This is a genomic window from Pedomonas mirosovicensis, from assembly GCF_022569295.1.
GTDB classification, from domain to species: domain Bacteria; phylum Pseudomonadota; class Alphaproteobacteria; order Sphingomonadales; family Sphingomonadaceae; genus Pedomonas; species Pedomonas mirosovicensis.
In genome coordinates this window covers 1,000,561-1,015,885 of sequence record NZ_JAKFIA010000001.1, presented here as the reverse complement: position 1 = coordinate 1,015,885, position 15,325 = coordinate 1,000,561, and the positions used below count along the sequence as shown (strand labels likewise).

Genomic DNA, 15,325 nt, shown 5'->3' with positions numbered 1-15,325 from the left:
TGGACCCGCCCTTCGGGAAAACCGTTCCGACTCACGGCGCAAGGGCTGGCCGGGCGCATGCCTGCGCCCGAATCGGGGGGATTTGCGGTGCGCCGTTGCGTCCCCCTGATGGCCTGCGTCCGCTCATGTTGGGCTTATCGTATACATTTTCCCGACCGAAATGACCTGTTTTCATCATTTCGACCTTCCATCCGCGGAGCATGATGACTAAAGCGATGTCACAAATGGGCAGTCTGATTGGGCGATAAAAACATGGCAAACCGCGCACGGCCGCTATCACCGCACCTGCAAGTCTATCGCTGGCGGGCCAACATGCTGGTCTCGATTCTGCATCGCGCCACCGGCATCGGCCTTTCCATCGCCGGGGTTGGCATCCTTCTCTGGTGGCTTCTTGCCGCTGCAACCGGGGAAGAGGCTTACGGCACTTTTCTTGAAGCAGCGCGCCATCCGCTCGGCCTTCTCGTGCTGATCGGCCTGACCGCCGTTTTCTGGCAGCATTTCTTCTCCGGCCTGCGTCACCTCTATATGGACACCGGCGCCGGCTTCGAGCCGGAGCGCAGCCGCCGCCTGGCCGCCCTCACTCTCGTCGGCACCGCCGTGGCGACCATCGCCACCTGGGCCATCATCTTTTTCGCGTAAGGAGACGGACATGCGTACGGAACTCGGCAAGGTCCGCGGCCTTGGCGCCGCCAAGTCCGGCACCGCCCGCTGGTGGATGGAACGCGTCACGTCGATTGCGCTGATCCCGCTGACGGTCTGGCTTCTCGCCTCTCTCGTCTCGGGCGTGGCCTCGTCTCATACCATCCTGACGGACTGGATCGCCAACCCGCTGGTGGCTGTCCTCCTCATCCTGTTCATCGCCGTCACCTTCTACCATGCGGCCATGGGCCTGAAGGTCGTGGTGGAGGATTATGTCCACGAGCACGGCGGCAAGATCACCTGGCTGCTGCTCATCGACTTCCTCGCCATCGCCGGCAGCCTCGCCGGCATCGTCGCAGTACTCAAGATCGCGTTCGGAGCCTGAACATGCCTGAGGCATACAAGATTATCGACCATGTCTATGACGCCGTCGTCGTGGGCGCTGGCGGCTCGGGCCTGCGCGCGACCATGGGTCTGGCCGAAGCGGGCCTGAAGACGGCCTGCATCACCAAGGTGTTCCCCACCCGCAGCCACACCGTGGCGGCGCAGGGCGGCATCGCCGCCTCGCTGGGCAACATGGGTCCGGACCACTGGACCTGGCACATGTACGACACCGTGAAGGGGTCGGACTGGCTGGGCGACCAGGACGCCATCGAATACCTCTGCCGCGAGGCTCCCAATGCGGTTTACGAGCTGGAGCACTACGGTGTTCCGTTCAGCCGCACCGAAGAGGGCAAGATCTATCAGCGCGCCTTCGGCGGCATGACCCAGAACATGGGCCAGGGCCCGGCGGCGCAGCGCACCTGCGCGGCGGCGGACCGTACCGGCCACGCCATGCTGCATGCCCTCTATCAGCAGAGCCTGAAGCACGACGCCGACTTCTACATCGAGTACTTCGCCCTCGACCTCATCATGGTGAACGGCGAGTGCCGTGGCATCATCGCCATGTGCATGGAAGACGGCACCATCCACCGCTTCCGCAGCCACGCCGTAGTGCTGGCCACCGGCGGCTACGGCCGCTGCTACTTCTCGGCGACGTCCGCCCACACCTGCACCGGCGACGGCGGCGGCATGGTGGTGCGTGCGGGCCTGCCGCTGCAGGACCTGGAGTTCGTGCAGTTCCACCCGACCGGCATCTACGGCGCGGGCGTGCTCATCACCGAGGGCGCGCGCGGCGAAGGCGGCTACCTCACCAACGCCAAGGGCGAGCGCTTCATGGAGCGCTACGCGCCGTCGGCGAAGGATCTGGCGAGCCGCGACGTGGTCTCCCGCTCCATGGCCATGGAAATCCGCGAGGGGCGCGGCGTCGGCAAGGAAGGCGACCACATCCACCTGCACCTCGACCACATCGACCCGGCCATTCTGCATGAGCGCCTGCCGGGCATCACCGAGACGGCCAAGATTTTCGCGGGCGTTGATCTGCGGAAGGAGCCGATCCCGGTGGTTCCGACCGTTCACTACAACATGGGCGGCATCCCGACCAACTACCATGGCGAAGTCGTCACCCTGAAGGACGGCAACCCGGATACCGTGGTGCCGGGCCTATTCGCGGTGGGCGAGGCGGCCTGCGTGTCGGTGCACGGCGCCAACCGCCTCGGCTCCAACTCGCTGATCGACCTAGTGGTGTTCGGCCGCGCCGCGGGCAAGCGCGTGGCGGAAATCGTGAAGCCGGGCACGGCGCACGCGCCGCTGCCGTCCGACTCGGCGGACATGGCGCTCGGCCGCCTCGACAAGTTCCGCAACGCCTCGGGCGGCACGCCGACCGCCAAGCTGCGCCTTGCCATGCAGAAGACGATGCAGGCCAACTGCGCCGTGTTCCGCACCGACGAGATCCTGCAGGAAGGCATCCAGAAGATCGACGAGGTGCAGCGCGGCATGGCCGACGTCGGCGTGTCCGACCGCTCACTGATCTGGAACACCGATCTGATCGAGACCCTCGAGCTCGACAACATGATGCCTCAGGCGGTCATCACCATGCACGCGGCGGCCAACCGCAAGGAAAGCCGCGGCGCGCACATGCATGAGGATTACCCGACGCGCGACGACGAGAACTGGATGAAGCACACCCTCGCCTGGTTCGACAACGGCAAGGTCAACATCGATTACCGGCCGGTGCACACCTACACCCTCACCGAAGAGGTGGAGTACATCAAGCCGAAGGCCCGCGTTTACTAAACGCCGCCACAGGCTGGAAACGCGAACGGGCGCTGGATCACTCCAGCGCCCGTTTTGCTTTGGGATTGGCCCCTGCCCGCCGCCAGTCTCACACCATGGGCGGGTTGAGCTGCCGGAAGCCGTCCCGCAGGTGGTAGGGGTAGTAGGGATAGGGCGGCACCACTGCGCTGGCGGCGTCCAGCCGGGCGATCTGCTCCGGCGTGAGCTGCCAGCCGACCGCCCCCAGATTGTCCCGCAGCTGCGCTTCCGTGCGCGCCCCGATGATGACGGAGGAGACGGTGGGCCGCGCCAGCAGCCAGTTGATGGCGACCTGCGGGATCGTTCGGCCGGTCTCAAGGGCGATCTCGTCCAGCGCGTCGACCACCCGGTACAGCCGCTCATCCTCCACCGGCGGGCCGAACTGCGCCGTCTCGTGCAGGCGGCTGTTCTCCGGCAGCGGCTGGCCGCGCCGGATCTTGCCGGTGAGACGGCCCCACCCCAGCGGGCTCCACACCAGCGCGCCAACGCCCTGGTCCTGCCCCAGCGGCATCAGCTCCCACTCGTAATCCCGACCCACCAGCGAATAGTAGATCTGGTGCGCCACATGGCGGGACCAGCCGTGACGGTCCGCCACCGCCAGAGACTTCATCAGCTGCCAGCCGGAGAAGTTGGACGCGCCCACATACCGCACCTTGCCGGAGCGCACGAGCGTGTCGAGCGTCGCCACCACCTCCTCCACCGGCGTGTGGGCGTCGAAGGCGTGAAGCTGGAGAAGGTCGATATAGTCCGTCCCCAGCCGCCGCAACGAGTCCTCGACGGCGCGGATGAGCCGGAAGCGGGACGAGCCCGCGTCGTTCGGCCCGTCGCCCATGGGCAGGCTGGTCTTGGTGGAAATCAGCACCGAGTCCCGCCGTCCTGCAATCGCCTGCCCCAGAATCTCCTCCGACGCGCCATCGGAGTAGACGTCCGCCGTATCGAACAGGGTGATGCCCGCCTCCAGGCAGAGATCCACCATCCGCCGGGCTTCCTCCACATCCGTGCGGCCCCAGGCAGAGAACATCGGCCCCTTGCCCCCGAACGTGCCCGTGCCGAAGCTGAGCGCGGAGACCTTGAGGCCCGAAACGCCAAGATTGCGATAGTCCATGACGATCTTCCCTTCCTTGCGATCGATCAGAGAACGGTGGCCGGAACGGTGGCCCGGCCGAGACGCACGCTCCACACTGCCAGAGCCAGCCCCAGAATCGAGAGACCCGCGGCCACCCACGGCACGGCGGCAAGGCCGGGGCCGTGGTCGATGGTGGCCGCCCCGGCCCATGCGCCGAGCGCATTGCCCAGGTTGAAGGCGGCGATGTTGAGGCTGGAGGCGAGGTTGCGCCCGGCGCTGCCTGCCTTCTCCAGCACCCACAGTTGCAGCGGCGCGACCGTGGCGAAGGCCGCCGCGCCCAGGAGGCCCACCATCAGCACCGCCATCGGCTTCACCGGGGCGGCCGGGGCCATCAGCACCAGAGCCGCGACCAGCAGCGCCAGCGTGCCGATGAGCGCCTGCGGCAGGCGGCGGTCCGCCCACTTGCCGCCCGCCACGTTGCCGATGGCCAGGCCGACGCCGAACACCAGCAGGATCGGCGATACCGCCGCCTCGGAAAAGCCGGTGATGCGGGTGAGAATCGGCTGGATGTAGGTAAAGACTGCAAACACCCCGGCATAGCCCAGCACGGTCATGGCGAAGCCCAGCAGTACCTGTGGGCGGGCCATCACGGCCAGTTCCTCGCGCAGGTTGACGGGCTCGTCCTCGCCGCCCGCCGCCTTCGGCACGAACGCCGCCAGCACGACAAACGCCACGAGGCCGATGACGGCCACCGCCCAGAACGCCGCGCGCCAGCCGAGCTGTAGGCCGAGCCAGGAGCCGAACGGCACGCCGAGCAGCGTGGCGACGGTAAGCCCGGTGAACATGGTGGCGATGGCGGAGGCACGCTTGTTCGGTTCAACGAGTCCCGTGGCAACGACCGAGCCCACGCCAAAGAAGGTGCCGTGGGCCAGTGCGGTCAGCACCCGGGCGGCCATGAGCAGTTCATAGTTCGGGGCGATGGCGCAGGCGATGTTGCCCACGGTGAAGATGGCCATGAGCGCCAAGAGCACCGCCTTGCGCGGCATGTGGCGGGTGGCGATGGTGAGGATGGGCGCGCCCGCGAACACGCCGAGCGCGTAACCCGAGATGAGCAGGCCCGCCGTGGCGACGCTGACATGCATGTCCGCCGCCACCTGCAACAGCAGCCCCATGATGATGAATTCCGTCGTGCCGATGCCGAAGGCACCGGCCGTCAGGGCGAGAACGGCAACTGGCATGATTCGAATGATCCCTTCCACAACTTCACCAGTACGGCGACGCTCCAGATGGCAGGCCGGAGCCAAATGAACTAGAAGATGGATTGGAACATCATCTGTGAATTGAGATCACAAAATGCCGCGTCCCGAGATCAACCGCATCGCGGAGATGGAAGTGTTCGCCAAGGCGGTGGAGCTGGGTGGGTTCAGCGCCGCCGCCCGCCGCTTCGGCATGACGCCGTCGGCCGTCAGCAAGCTGGTGGCCCGGCTGGAGGCGCGGCTGGGCGCACGGCTGCTCCTCCGTTCCACCCGGCGGCTACAACCGACGCCCGAGGGGCAGGAGTTCTATGATCGCGCCGTGCGAATCCTCGCTGATCTGGAAGATGCGGAGCGGCAGGCCTCCGTTGGCGCGTGCCCGCGCGGACATCTGCGGGTAAACAGCAACCTGGTGTTCGGCCGCCGCTATATCCTGCCGCTGGTGCCCCGCTTCCTCGCGCTCTACCCGGAAGTGACGCTTGATCTCGTGCTCTCCGACACCGCGGTCGATCTGATGGAGGAGCGGGCGGACATCGCCATCCGCGTCGGCCCGCTGCAGAACCCGAGCCTCATCGCCCGCAAGCTGGGCTCCAGCCGCAGCATCGTGGTGGCGGCGCCAGCGTACCTTGCCAAGCGCGGCACGCCCGCCACCCCGGCGGAGCTGGAGCGCCACAATCGCATCGGCTGGACCTTCAGCCGCAGCGTGCGCGGCTGGCCCTTCCGGGTAGAGGACCAGACTGTCCTCATCCCGCCCACCGGCAACGTGCGCGTGAGCGACGGCGACACGGCGCGCCAGCTGGCGCTGGATGGCGTCGGCATCGTACGGTTGGCCCAGTTTCACATCGGCCCGGACATCGCGGCGGGCCGTCTCATTCCCCTGCTGGAGGACTTCAACCCCGGCGACGGAGAGGACATCCACGCCGTCTACCTCGGCCGCAGCGACCTGCTGCCCGCGCGCGCCCGCGCCTTCATCGATTTTCTGGTCGAATCGGCACGGGAATGGATTGGCGTCAATTCTGCAGGCTCATAAGCCGGAAAAGGCGAGCCCCGGCTCAACTTGACGGAATATTTTACGCTATTTTGACTATGCAACAAAGATGATGGCGCCAAGCCCCTGAAAAGCCACGGGAGGCTGGATTGGCCCGCTCCTTGCGTAGGTTTATGCGAGGCCGGGCGCTGTCAGGCCAGCCGTTTGGCGGCGTTCGGCTTCTCTCCCCATCATCGTGTGTAGACTTGCGTTTGCGGGCGGGCGACGGTGCCGGAATCCTCGGGTTCCGGCGCCGCTTCGCATGGAAAGCCTGGCAAGGCGATGCGCCGCCCCTTTCAGCGAACGCTCGTACGGCTTATGAAAGATCCAAGGTCACCGCGACACACAGATGGGAGAAGCGTCGCCATGCAGCACTCCACCCAGTTCTACATCAACGGCGCGTGGGTCGAGCCTGAGGGCTCCGGGCGCCTCGACGTCATCAACCCGGCCACCGAACAGCCCATCGGCCAGATCGCGCTTGGCACCGGGGCGGACGTGAACAAGGCCGTAGCCGCCGCCCATGCCGCCTTCCCGGCGTGGGAAGCGACCAGCCGGGAGGAGCGGCTCGCCCTTCTCGACCGCATTATCGAAGTCTACAAGACCCGCCTGCCTGATATCGCCGAGATCATCTGCGATGAGATGGGCGCCCCCCTGTCGCTGGCCCAGAAGGCGCAGGCCGCCATGGGCCTCGTTCACCTCGCCACCACGCGCCAGACGCTGGCGAACCTCTCCTTCGAGGAGCAGGTGGGCACCACCCACATCTTCCGCGAGCCCATCGGCGTCGTTGCCATGATCACGCCGTGGAACTGGCCGATCAACCAGATCGCCGCCAAGGTGGCCCCGGCGTTGGCCGCAGGCTGCACCATGGTGCTGAAACCCTCCGAGATCGCCCCGCTCAACGCCATCCTCTTCGCCGAGGTACTGCATGAGGCGGGCGTGCCCGCGGGCGTGTTCAATCTGGTGAACGGCGACGGGCCGACGGTAGGCACGGCGCTCTCCCAGCACCCGGACGTATCGATGGTCTCCTTCACCGGCTCCACCCGCGCCGGCATCCTCGTTGCCAAGAACGCGGCGGACACCGTGAAGCGCGTGGCGCAGGAACTGGGCGGCAAGTCCCCCAACATCATCCTTGACGACGCGGATTTCGAGAAGGCGGTCACCGCGGGCTTCCGCAGCGTGTGCGTCAATGCCGGCCAGTCCTGCAACGCTCCCACCCGCATGTTGCTGCCCCACGCCCGCTACGAGGAAGCGATCGCCATCGCCAAGGCCGCCGCCGAAAAGGTCGTCGTCGGCAATCCGCGCCAGCAAGGCGTCACCTACGGGCCGGTCGCCAGCGAGGCCCAGTGGAACAAGATTCAGGGGCTCATCGAGACCGCCATCAAGGAAGGCGCGCGCCTTATCACCGGCGGCCCCGGCAAGCCGGAGGGGCTGAACGTGGGCTACTACGTGCGCCCCACCCTCTTCGCCGACGTGACCAACGACATGACCATCGCCCGCGAGGAGGTGTTCGGCCCGGTGCTCGTGCTCATTCCCTACGAGACGGAGGAAGAGGCCATCCGCATCGCCAACGACACGCCCTACGGCCTTTCCGCCTACGTCACCTCCGGCAATCTCGACCGCGCTCGCCGCATCGCCGCCCGCCTGCGCGCGGGCAACGTGCACATCAACGGCGCGAGCCTCGACCCCCGCGCCCCGTTCGGCGGCTACAAACAGTCCGGCAACGGGCGGGAGTTCGGCATTCACGGCATCCTGGAGTTCATGGAAACCAAGGCCGTGCTCGGCTACGCCGCCGCCTGAGGGCGAGCGTTCTCCATTCTTCGCCAAGGGGGTCTTAACCCCCTTGGCAATCCCCCATTCGCTAGTTAACGCGGCCCAAAAACAAACGGGGTGCAGGGGTCCGAGACCCCTGCAAGAAACAAAACCCAAACAGCACAAACGCCAAAAGGCCGCCGGAAAGGGCGGCCCTGGCTGTACTGACGTGCTCCGCCCGCCGGTCTCCTCGGCGGGCGATGCTGTTCCGGCTTAGAAGTCGCCGAGAACCGAGACCAGCTTCTGCTTCAGCGTCTGGGCGTTGAAGGGCTTCACGATGTAATTGTTCACACCGGCCTTCTTCGCCGCGATGACGTTGTCGGTCTTCGATTCGGCGGTCACCATGATGAAGGGCGTCGCCTTCAGTTCGGCGTCCGCGCGCACTTCCTTGAGGAGCTCGTAGCCGGTCATCGGCTCCATGTTCCAATCGGAGATGACGAGGCCATACTTCTTGCGGCGCATCTTGGAGAGCGCCATCGAGCCGTCCGTTGCTTCGTCGATGTTCTCAAAACCGATCTGTTTCAACAGGTTATGCACGATGCGAAGCATCGTTTTGTAGTCATCCACAATCAGGATCGGCATGGAGAGGTCGACAGCCATGTTGTTACCCGCAGCTAAATTTTTACCACAACCGGAGGGCGGTTTCCGGCCCTCCGTTTGGCGGCAAGTTACGGTGGTGTCCTAAATTTTCGGTTAAGCAGATCGTTTATCCATGCCGTTTCCAGCGTACCGTTCTGGACAGTAAGGGCTTGGCTCCACCGTCCTGTGGTCCTATAGACGCGGCAAAATGGAAGCCGTCGCATGGAACTGATTACTGGGCAGCAGCCATTGCCGGACCACCTGGCGGGCGGCGTTGCGGCCCTTGGCAACTTTGATGGATTTCACCCCGGCCATCAGGCCGTGGTGCGGCAAGCCGGCCTGCTCGCCAATGATTGCGGCGGGCCGCTTCTGGTCATCACCTTCGATCCGCACCCGGCCCGCTTCTTCAAGCCGGACCAGCCGCCGTTCCAGCTCACCTCCATTTCAGAGCGCGCGCGCCTCATGGAAGCCTTCGGCGTGGACGCTCTGGTGGTTCTGCCGTTCGATGCCCAGCTTGCCCGCCTGTCGCCGGAGGACTTCTTCCAGCAGGTACTGGTGGAGCGGCTGCATTTGCGCGGCGTGGTCTCCGGCTACGACTTCACCTTCGGCAAGGGCCGCAGCGGCACGACCGAGACCCTGCGCCAGCTGGCCGACCAGCAGGGCATGGCATCAGCCATCGTCCCGCCCGTCAGCGTGGAGGGGGATGAGGCCGTCTCCTCCACCCTCGTCCGCCGCAAGCTGGCGGACGGGGACGTGGCCCTTGCTGCCCGGCTGCTCGGCCGTTGGTGGGGCATTGAAGGCATGGTGGAAGGTGGCGACCAGCGCGGCCGCACCATCGGCTTCCCCACCGCGAACGTGAGCCTTGGCGACTATGCCCGCCCGCGCTACGGCGTCTATGCGGTGCGGGTCTTCCTGCCGGACGGGCAGATGGTGGAGGGCGTTGCCAACATCGGCATCCGGCCCACCTTCTCGCCGCCGCGCGAGTTGCTGGAAGTGCACCTGTTCGACTTCTCAGGGGATCTTTACGGCGCCCGCGTCCGGGTGGAGTTGATCGAGTTCATCCGCCCCGAGATGCGCTTCGATGGGCTGGACGCCCTCAAGATGCAGATTGGCAGCGACTGCGCCACGGCGCTCAAGATCCTGCGCCAGCCCGCCTATGCGCCGTCGCGCTTCAAGCCGCCCCGGTCCTTGGCCCGAACCCCGGACTGAACTGACCGACCCCAGCGCGGCAACACGTCCGTGGCATGTGCGGGAGGAGGGTGCTATGCGCGCCGGGACTCTCGGCCTCATAAAACGATTCTAGGAAGTAAAATGGACTGGCGGACCGGCAGGCGTTGGGCGGAGCGGGTACGCACAAGCGAAGGCTGGCTCATCGGCTTGGCTGCTGCCATCGGCGCGGGCGCAGGGCTTCTGGCGGTCTTCCAGGGCCTGGTGGCGCACCTGCTGCAAAACACCCTTTATGACCTGCCCATTTCCGGGCGACTCAGCATGGTCTCCGCCCTTCGCCCTGCCCAGCTGCTGATTCTCCCGCTCGGCGGCCTCACGCTCGGCCTCGTCACGCTCCTCATTCGCCGTTTCTGGCCCAAGCCGCCCATCGACGTGGTTGAGGCCAACGCCCTTTATGGCGGCCGCCTTTCGGTGCGGGATGCCGCCAACATTTCCACCCAAACCATTCTCTCCAACGGGGTTGGCGCGTCGGTCGGGCTGGAAGCGGCCTATGCCCAGATGGGTGGAACCCTTGGCTCCCTCGCCGGCCAGCGCGCCAATCTCCGCCGGGGCGATATCCGCATTCTCGTCGGCGCGGGAGCAGGCGCTGCCATCGGCGCGGCCTTCGGCGCGCCGCTGACCGGCTCCTTCTACGCCTTCGAGGTGGTGCTGGGCGCCTACACGCCGTCGGCCATCGCCCCGGTTGCCGCCGCCTGCCTCGCCGCCGCGCTGGTGGGCCGCACCCTCGGGGCCGAGCCCTACCTGATCGCGGGCAATCTTAACCAGGTGATCCTGACGCCTGACTATCTGCTCTATGCCGTTCTCGGGGCCCTATGCGCCTTGTTTGGCATCGGCCTCATGCGGCTCGTCAGCCTGGTGGAAATCAGCACCCGCCGCCTTGCCGTGCCGGACTGGCTCCGCCCTGCCCTCGGCGGCCTGCTGCTCATTCCCATCGTCTGGGCCTCGCCCCAGGCCCTCTCGGCGGGCCACGGCGCACTCAGGCTGGACCTGATCGGCTCGGCCGGCATCGGCGTCCTCCTGCTACTCCTGTTCGTCAAAACCTGCGCCTCCACCATCTCACTCGGTTTCAACTTCCGGGGCGGGCTGTTCTTCGCCTCCCTATTCATGGGATCGCTGTTGGGACAGATCTACGTGCTGGTGCTGGCCGCGCTCGGCATCGATCTGCCCCGGCTGGATGGCGCCCTCGTCGGCATGGCGGCGCTGGGCGTTGCCGTCGTCGGCGGACCCATGACCATGTCCTTCCTCATTCTGGAAGCGACGCACGACTTTGCCCTCACCTCCGCCGTCATCGCAGCAACGCTGATCTCCTCCGCCGTGGTGCGGGAGCGCTTCGGCTACTCCTTCTCCACCTGGCGGATGCACCTGCGCGGCGAGACCATCCGCAGCGCCCGCGATGTGGGCTGGGTGCGAACCCTGACCGCCAGCAGCCTGATGCGCGACGTGCCCCGGACCCCGGCCGACGCCTCGGTCGCTGAGTTCAAGGAACGCTTCCCCCTCGGCTCCACCCAGCGGGTGGCGGTGGTGGACGCAGCTGGGCATTACTGCGGCATCATCACGCCCTCCACCGTCTATGCCGCCAACCTGGCCGCAGATGCCTCCGTCGCCAGCCTCGCCATTCAGGAGCAGCAGATGCTGCCGCCCGAGGCGGATATCGCCCAGGTGATGCGCCGGTTCGACGAGACTCAGGCCGACGAACTGGCCGTTGTCGGGCCGGATCGCCAGCTTCTCGGCATCGTGTCGGAGAAGTTCGTTCGCAAGCGCTATGCGGAGGAGCTGGACAAGATGCAGCGGGCCCTTTTCGGCGAACAGGGACAGGCCTGACCGCAGGCTTGCCCCTTCCCTTTCTTCATTGCAGCGTTGACCGCGCCCCGGCGGGCTATTACCGCTTCGCCCACTTCATTCTGAATAAGGCCCCCATCCTGAACAAGGACCGCCCCATGACCAACGCCGCCATTCGCAACGACTGGACCCGCGAGGAAATCCACGCCCTGTTCGACCGGCCGTTCCTCGACCTCGTGTTCGAGGCCCAGACGATTCACCGCCAGTTTCATGCGGCCAACACCGTTCAGCTCTCCCAGCTGCTGTCCATCAAGACCGGCGGCTGCGCGGAGGACTGCGCCTACTGCCCCCAGTCGGCCAAGTTCGCCAAGGAAACCGGCCTGAAGGCCGACAAGCTGATGGACGTGGAGAAGGTGCTGGAACAGGCCCGCGCCGCCAAGGAAGCGGGCGCTTCCCGCTTCTGCATGGGCGCCGCCTGGACCCGCCCGAAGGACAAGGACATCGAGAGCATCTCCGCCATGATCGAGGGCGTGAAGGAGCTGGGCCTGGAAGCCTGCGTCACGCTCGGCATGCTGGAGGCCCATCAGGCCCAGAAGCTGAAGGATGCCGGGCTCGACTACTACAACCACAACATCGACACCTCGCCCGAGCACTACAAGGAGATCATCACCACCCGCACGTTCGATGAGCGGCTGGAGACCCTCTCCCATGTGCGCGAGGCGGGCATCAACGTGTGCTCGGGCGGCATCGTTGGCATGGGCGAGACCCGCGAGGATCGCGTCGGCATGCTCCACGCGCTCGCCACCCTGCCGGAGCACCCGCAGTCCGTTCCCATCAACCGGCTGGTGCAGGTGAAGGGCACGCCGCTTTACGGGCAGGACGAGCTGGAAGGCCTCGAGTTCGTCCGCACCATCGCGGTTGCGCGCATCGTGATGCCGAAGTCGGTCGTGCGCCTGTCGGCAGGCCGCGAGACCATGTCGGACGAGTTGCAGGCCCTCTGCTTCATGGCCGGGGCCAGCTCCATCTTCTACGGCGAGAAGCTGCTGACCACCCCCAACCCGGCGGAGAACCGCGACGCCGCCCTGCTCAAGCGCCTCGGCATGACCGCCGCCGCCTGAGCGCTCGCCAGCGCTGAAACGGACGAAGGGAGGCTGCCCACGGCAGCCTCCCTTTTCGTTTATCGGTGCGGCATGGTTTGCGAGTTCCAAGAAGCTGCTCGCTTCTTCGTGCGATCCATGTCATCGAGGCGCGGATCGCCTGTAAGCTGTGGCCAGTGGAGTTTGTTACATGAAAATGCGTGTGTTGCTCGATACCGCCCCGCTGCCGGACGGCGGCGAACTCCAGCTCTACAAGCGCGACACCGAGTTCTCCATCACCCTCGGCAACATCGAGCTGATGAGCAGCCGCCTCAGCAAGTCCGAAGAGGCGCTGGCGACGCTGGCGTGCGAGAAGCTGGCGGCGCACCCGGCCCCGCGCATCCTCATCGGCGGGCTCGGCATGGGCTTCACCCTGCGCGCGGCGCTTCGCACCCTCGGCCCCAAGGCCCGCATCGATGTGGCCGAGCTGGTGCCGGAAGTCGTCACCTGGGCGCGTGGCCCCATGGCCGAAATCTTCGGCGACAGCCTCGATGATCCGCGCGTTTCGCTGGCCGTGGCCGATGTCGCCCAGTTCATCCTGCCCGGCTCAGAGTATGACGCCATCCTCCTCGACGTGGACAACGGCCCCGAAGGGCTGGTGCAGGACGCCAACGACGCCCTCTACAAGCGCCGCGGCCTGCTCGACGCCCGCGACGCGCTGAAACCCGGCGGGATTCTGGCCGTCTGGTCCATCACACCCAACGGCCCCTTCACCAACCGCCTGAAACGCGCCGGGTTCGAAGTGGAAGAACAGGTCATCCGCGCCCACGGCACCCGCCACGTGGTGTGGCTGGCCACCAAGGCGCGTGGGTAATTGAATTCTCTTTGCAGGAGGGGCTTACCCCTCTTGGCAACCTCCCGTTTATTTCATCGGGACGCGCCCTTCATAAGCCGCTGCGATTTTTGGAATTTAGCGCGCCGGGCACAGAAAAGGGCCGCACCCGTCATCACGGACACGGCCCTTTAAAACGAATAGGGGATCGCCAAGGGGGTCCGCGACCCCCTTGGCTTAAGCCGCAGCCAATTCGCCACGGGCGGTGCGGATCACCTGAAACGAGGTTTGCAGGAACAGGCAGGACATGAGCGCCGCGACGGCGAGGTCGGCCCATTTGGTGCCGGTGACGGCGACCACCCCGGCGGCGAACAGCACGGCGAGGTTGCCGATGGCGTCGTTGCGGGAGCACAGCCACACCGAGCGCACGTTGGCGTCGCCCTCGCGCCACTTCCACAAGAGGGCGACGGAGCCGAGGTTCACCGCCAGCGCGGCGATGCCGATGACGCCCATGGTTAGCGGTTCGGGCACGCCGACAACGAAGGTGCGGTAAAGCGCCGAGCCGAGGATGTAGGCAGCGATCAGCCCGAGGCTCAGCCCCTTGAGCAGCGCGGCCTTCGCCCGCACGGCGGCGGCCATGCCGATGACGGCGAGCGACAGGCCGTAGGTCATGGCATCGCCCGCGAAATCGAGGCTGTCCGCCTGAAGCGCGAGCGAGCCGGAGGCAAGGCCCCCGCCCATCTCCACGAAGAACATGGCGGCGTTGAGCACGATGATGACCCATAGCACCTGCCGGTAGCGCCGGTCCGTGCCGTCGAACGTCACCGTGCCGCTGGAACAGCCGCAGCAGCCCGTAGAGGCCTGAGTTTTCTGGGTTCCGCAACTGGTTGCCATCGTTCTGCTCCTTGGAATTGCCGATGCGCGACTCTTCCCGCCGCCGCCATGGCTTCCTATTTAGGATCTCTAGTCACTAGAGGAGCAAGAGGCTTTTTCCATGGACCTCACCATCGGCGCTCTTTCCCGCGAGACGGGCGTGAAGATTCCGACCATCCGCTACTATGAGTCCATCAGCCTCATGCCCCAGCCGCCGCGCACGGCGGGCAACCGGCGGCTTTATGGCCGCGCGCATCTGGAGCGGCTGAACTTCATCCGGCAGGCGCGGGACCTGGGCTTCTCCATCGAGGCGATCACCACGCTCATTCAACTCGCCGGGCATCCGGACCAGCCGTGCGCGGACGTGGACCGGCTGGCGCGGGAGCACCGGGGCGAAATCCGCCGCAAGATCCGCCAGCTGGAGGCGCTGGAGGCGGAACTCTCCCAGCTCATCGGCCATTGCGCCCACGGCACGGTGTCCGAATGCGGAATCCTCACCGCTCTCAGTCAGCCAGCCCCAAGCCATTCTACAGCCGGCGATCTACGGGAATCTTCCTTGGCGGATTGAGGCTTAGCAGTTTCGGTCCCTCACGGGCGCAAGTCATCGCGCGCCGTACCCGGCCTGTCTACCGCACTGCGGCATCATTCAGTTACGGTTCAGACACGGAGGGTTATGCAGACCTGACGACATTGAACTGTGGTCCGTCGATCGGGCAGGCAGGACATGCGCCTCTCCCGACTCCCAGACGGCACGTCCGTCAGCGCGTGTCCTGCCCCCGTACCTCTTATCTTCGGTGTAACCGTCTGTCGTAAGTATGAGTGCCTGTTCTGAATTTGCTTAAGATTGCTTTCGATTTCCTCCTCCCCTGAACCCTGGCGCCGGTGATCTTCACCGGCGTCTTTTTTGTGCGGATGGCGAAGTCTCCCCTCCCCTCACGGGCGGGGCTGCGCCGTCCCCCCTGCCCACCCATG

Annotated in this window: 14 protein-coding genes; 10 read left to right on the top strand and 4 right to left on the bottom strand. The window is 66.0% G+C overall.

The genetic code is table 11. The features are described 5' to 3' along the window. The first annotated feature begins 252 nt into the window (after positions 1-252). From sdhC to sdhA, 3 genes are read left to right on the top strand one after another with little or no spacing between them, the layout of a single operon-like run. Positions 253-639: a succinate dehydrogenase, cytochrome b556 subunit gene (gene sdhC, locus L0C21_RS04820; RefSeq protein WP_259277281.1), complete on the top strand. Its 387-nt coding sequence runs from the start codon at positions 253-255 to the stop codon at positions 637-639. Between the two features lie 10 nt (positions 640-649). After that, entirely contained in the window at positions 650-1,024 is a 375-nt protein-coding gene (gene sdhD, locus L0C21_RS04815) for a succinate dehydrogenase, hydrophobic membrane anchor protein (protein WP_259277280.1), read from the top strand. Positions 1,025-1,026: 2 nt separating this feature from the next. Continuing rightward, complete coding sequence (gene sdhA, locus L0C21_RS04810) at positions 1,027-2,814, top strand: succinate dehydrogenase flavoprotein subunit (protein ID WP_259277279.1); 1,788 nt, start codon at positions 1,027-1,029, stop codon at positions 2,812-2,814. 88 nt (positions 2,815-2,902) lie between these two features. On the opposite strand, the gene L0C21_RS04805 is transcribed toward sdhA, so the two are convergent. Both L0C21_RS04805 and L0C21_RS04800 read right to left on the bottom strand, forming a co-directional pair. Beyond that, complete coding sequence (locus L0C21_RS04805; RefSeq protein WP_259277278.1) at positions 2,903-3,937, bottom strand: aldo/keto reductase; 1,035 nt, start codon at positions 3,935-3,937, stop codon at positions 2,903-2,905. A 26-nt stretch (positions 3,938-3,963) separates the two neighbouring features. Then, the gene (locus L0C21_RS04800; RefSeq protein ID WP_259277277.1) at positions 3,964-5,136 is read right to left on the bottom strand and encodes an MFS transporter; all 1,173 of its coding nucleotides are present in this window, start codon (positions 5,134-5,136) and stop codon (positions 3,964-3,966) included. A 115-nt stretch (positions 5,137-5,251) separates the two neighbouring features. Here L0C21_RS04800 and L0C21_RS04795 point away from each other — a divergent pair, with 115 nt between their 5' ends. Both L0C21_RS04795 and L0C21_RS04790 read left to right on the top strand, forming a co-directional pair. Continuing rightward, complete coding sequence (locus L0C21_RS04795; RefSeq protein WP_259277276.1) at positions 5,252-6,181, top strand: LysR family transcriptional regulator; 930 nt, start codon at positions 5,252-5,254, stop codon at positions 6,179-6,181. A 363-nt stretch (positions 6,182-6,544) separates the two neighbouring features. Next, positions 6,545-7,975, top strand: a complete 1,431-nt coding sequence (locus tag L0C21_RS04790) for an aldehyde dehydrogenase family protein (protein WP_259277275.1) — start codon at positions 6,545-6,547, stop codon at positions 7,973-7,975. A gap of 225 nt (positions 7,976-8,200) precedes the next feature. Here the strand turns inward: L0C21_RS04790 and L0C21_RS04785 are convergent, their stop codons facing one another. Continuing rightward, positions 8,201-8,587, bottom strand: coding sequence for a response regulator (locus L0C21_RS04785; protein WP_259277274.1), 387 nt, complete (start codon positions 8,585-8,587; stop codon positions 8,201-8,203). A gap of 201 nt (positions 8,588-8,788) precedes the next feature. Here L0C21_RS04785 and L0C21_RS04780 point away from each other — a divergent pair, with 201 nt between their 5' ends. From L0C21_RS04780 to L0C21_RS04765, 4 genes are all read left to right on the top strand, one after another. Continuing rightward, positions 8,789-9,775 (top strand): bifunctional riboflavin kinase/FAD synthetase, encoded by a 987-nt coding sequence (locus L0C21_RS04780; protein ID WP_259277273.1) that lies wholly within the window; start codon positions 8,789-8,791, stop codon positions 9,773-9,775. 102 nt (positions 9,776-9,877) lie between these two features. Next, on the top strand, positions 9,878-11,614 hold the full coding sequence (locus L0C21_RS04775) for a chloride channel protein (protein WP_259277272.1): 1,737 nt from the start codon (positions 9,878-9,880) through the stop codon (positions 11,612-11,614). A gap of 116 nt (positions 11,615-11,730) precedes the next feature. Beyond that, complete coding sequence (gene bioB, locus L0C21_RS04770) at positions 11,731-12,690, top strand: biotin synthase BioB (RefSeq protein ID WP_259277271.1); 960 nt, start codon at positions 11,731-11,733, stop codon at positions 12,688-12,690. A 169-nt stretch (positions 12,691-12,859) separates the two neighbouring features. Further along, on the top strand, positions 12,860-13,522 hold the full coding sequence (locus L0C21_RS04765; protein WP_259277270.1) for a spermidine synthase: 663 nt from the start codon (positions 12,860-12,862) through the stop codon (positions 13,520-13,522). A gap of 195 nt (positions 13,523-13,717) precedes the next feature. Here the strand turns inward: L0C21_RS04765 and L0C21_RS04760 are convergent, their stop codons facing one another. Next, positions 13,718-14,374, bottom strand: coding sequence for a cation efflux transmembrane domain-containing protein (locus L0C21_RS04760; RefSeq protein ID WP_259277269.1), 657 nt, complete (start codon positions 14,372-14,374; stop codon positions 13,718-13,720). 100 nt (positions 14,375-14,474) lie between these two features. Here L0C21_RS04760 and L0C21_RS04755 point away from each other — a divergent pair, with 100 nt between their 5' ends. After that, positions 14,475-14,921 (top strand): MerR family transcriptional regulator, encoded by a 447-nt coding sequence (locus tag L0C21_RS04755; protein WP_259277268.1) that lies wholly within the window; start codon positions 14,475-14,477, stop codon positions 14,919-14,921. Positions 14,922-15,325 lie beyond the last annotated feature (404 nt).

What these genes read in the sequence shown, in the direction of transcription:
- sdhC (WP_259277281.1), top strand. Translation starts at nt 253, where the DNA reads ATGGCAAACCGCGCACGGCCGCTATCACCGCACCTGCAAGTCTATCGC.
- sdhD (WP_259277280.1), top strand. Translation starts at nt 650, where the DNA reads ATGCGTACGGAACTCGGCAAGGTCCGCGGCCTTGGCGCCGCCAAGTCC.
- sdhA (WP_259277279.1), top strand. Translation starts at nt 1,027, where the DNA reads ATGCCTGAGGCATACAAGATTATCGACCATGTCTATGACGCCGTCGTC.
- L0C21_RS04805 (WP_259277278.1), bottom strand. Translation starts at nt 3,937, where the DNA reads ATGGACTATCGCAATCTTGGCGTTTCGGGCCTCAAGGTCTCCGCGCTC.
- L0C21_RS04800 (WP_259277277.1), bottom strand. Translation starts at nt 5,136, where the DNA reads ATGCCAGTTGCCGTTCTCGCCCTGACGGCCGGTGCCTTCGGCATCGGC.
- L0C21_RS04795 (WP_259277276.1), top strand. Translation starts at nt 5,252, where the DNA reads ATGCCGCGTCCCGAGATCAACCGCATCGCGGAGATGGAAGTGTTCGCC.
- L0C21_RS04790 (WP_259277275.1), top strand. Translation starts at nt 6,545, where the DNA reads ATGCAGCACTCCACCCAGTTCTACATCAACGGCGCGTGGGTCGAGCCT.
- L0C21_RS04785 (WP_259277274.1), bottom strand. Translation starts at nt 8,587, where the DNA reads ATGGCTGTCGACCTCTCCATGCCGATCCTGATTGTGGATGACTACAAA.
- L0C21_RS04780 (WP_259277273.1), top strand. Translation starts at nt 8,789, where the DNA reads ATGGAACTGATTACTGGGCAGCAGCCATTGCCGGACCACCTGGCGGGC.
- L0C21_RS04775 (WP_259277272.1), top strand. Translation starts at nt 9,878, where the DNA reads ATGGACTGGCGGACCGGCAGGCGTTGGGCGGAGCGGGTACGCACAAGC.
- bioB (WP_259277271.1), top strand. Translation starts at nt 11,731, where the DNA reads ATGACCAACGCCGCCATTCGCAACGACTGGACCCGCGAGGAAATCCAC.
- L0C21_RS04765 (WP_259277270.1), top strand. Translation starts at nt 12,860, where the DNA reads ATGAAAATGCGTGTGTTGCTCGATACCGCCCCGCTGCCGGACGGCGGC.
- L0C21_RS04760 (WP_259277269.1), bottom strand. Translation starts at nt 14,374, where the DNA reads ATGGCAACCAGTTGCGGAACCCAGAAAACTCAGGCCTCTACGGGCTGC.
- L0C21_RS04755 (WP_259277268.1), top strand. Translation starts at nt 14,475, where the DNA reads ATGGACCTCACCATCGGCGCTCTTTCCCGCGAGACGGGCGTGAAGATT.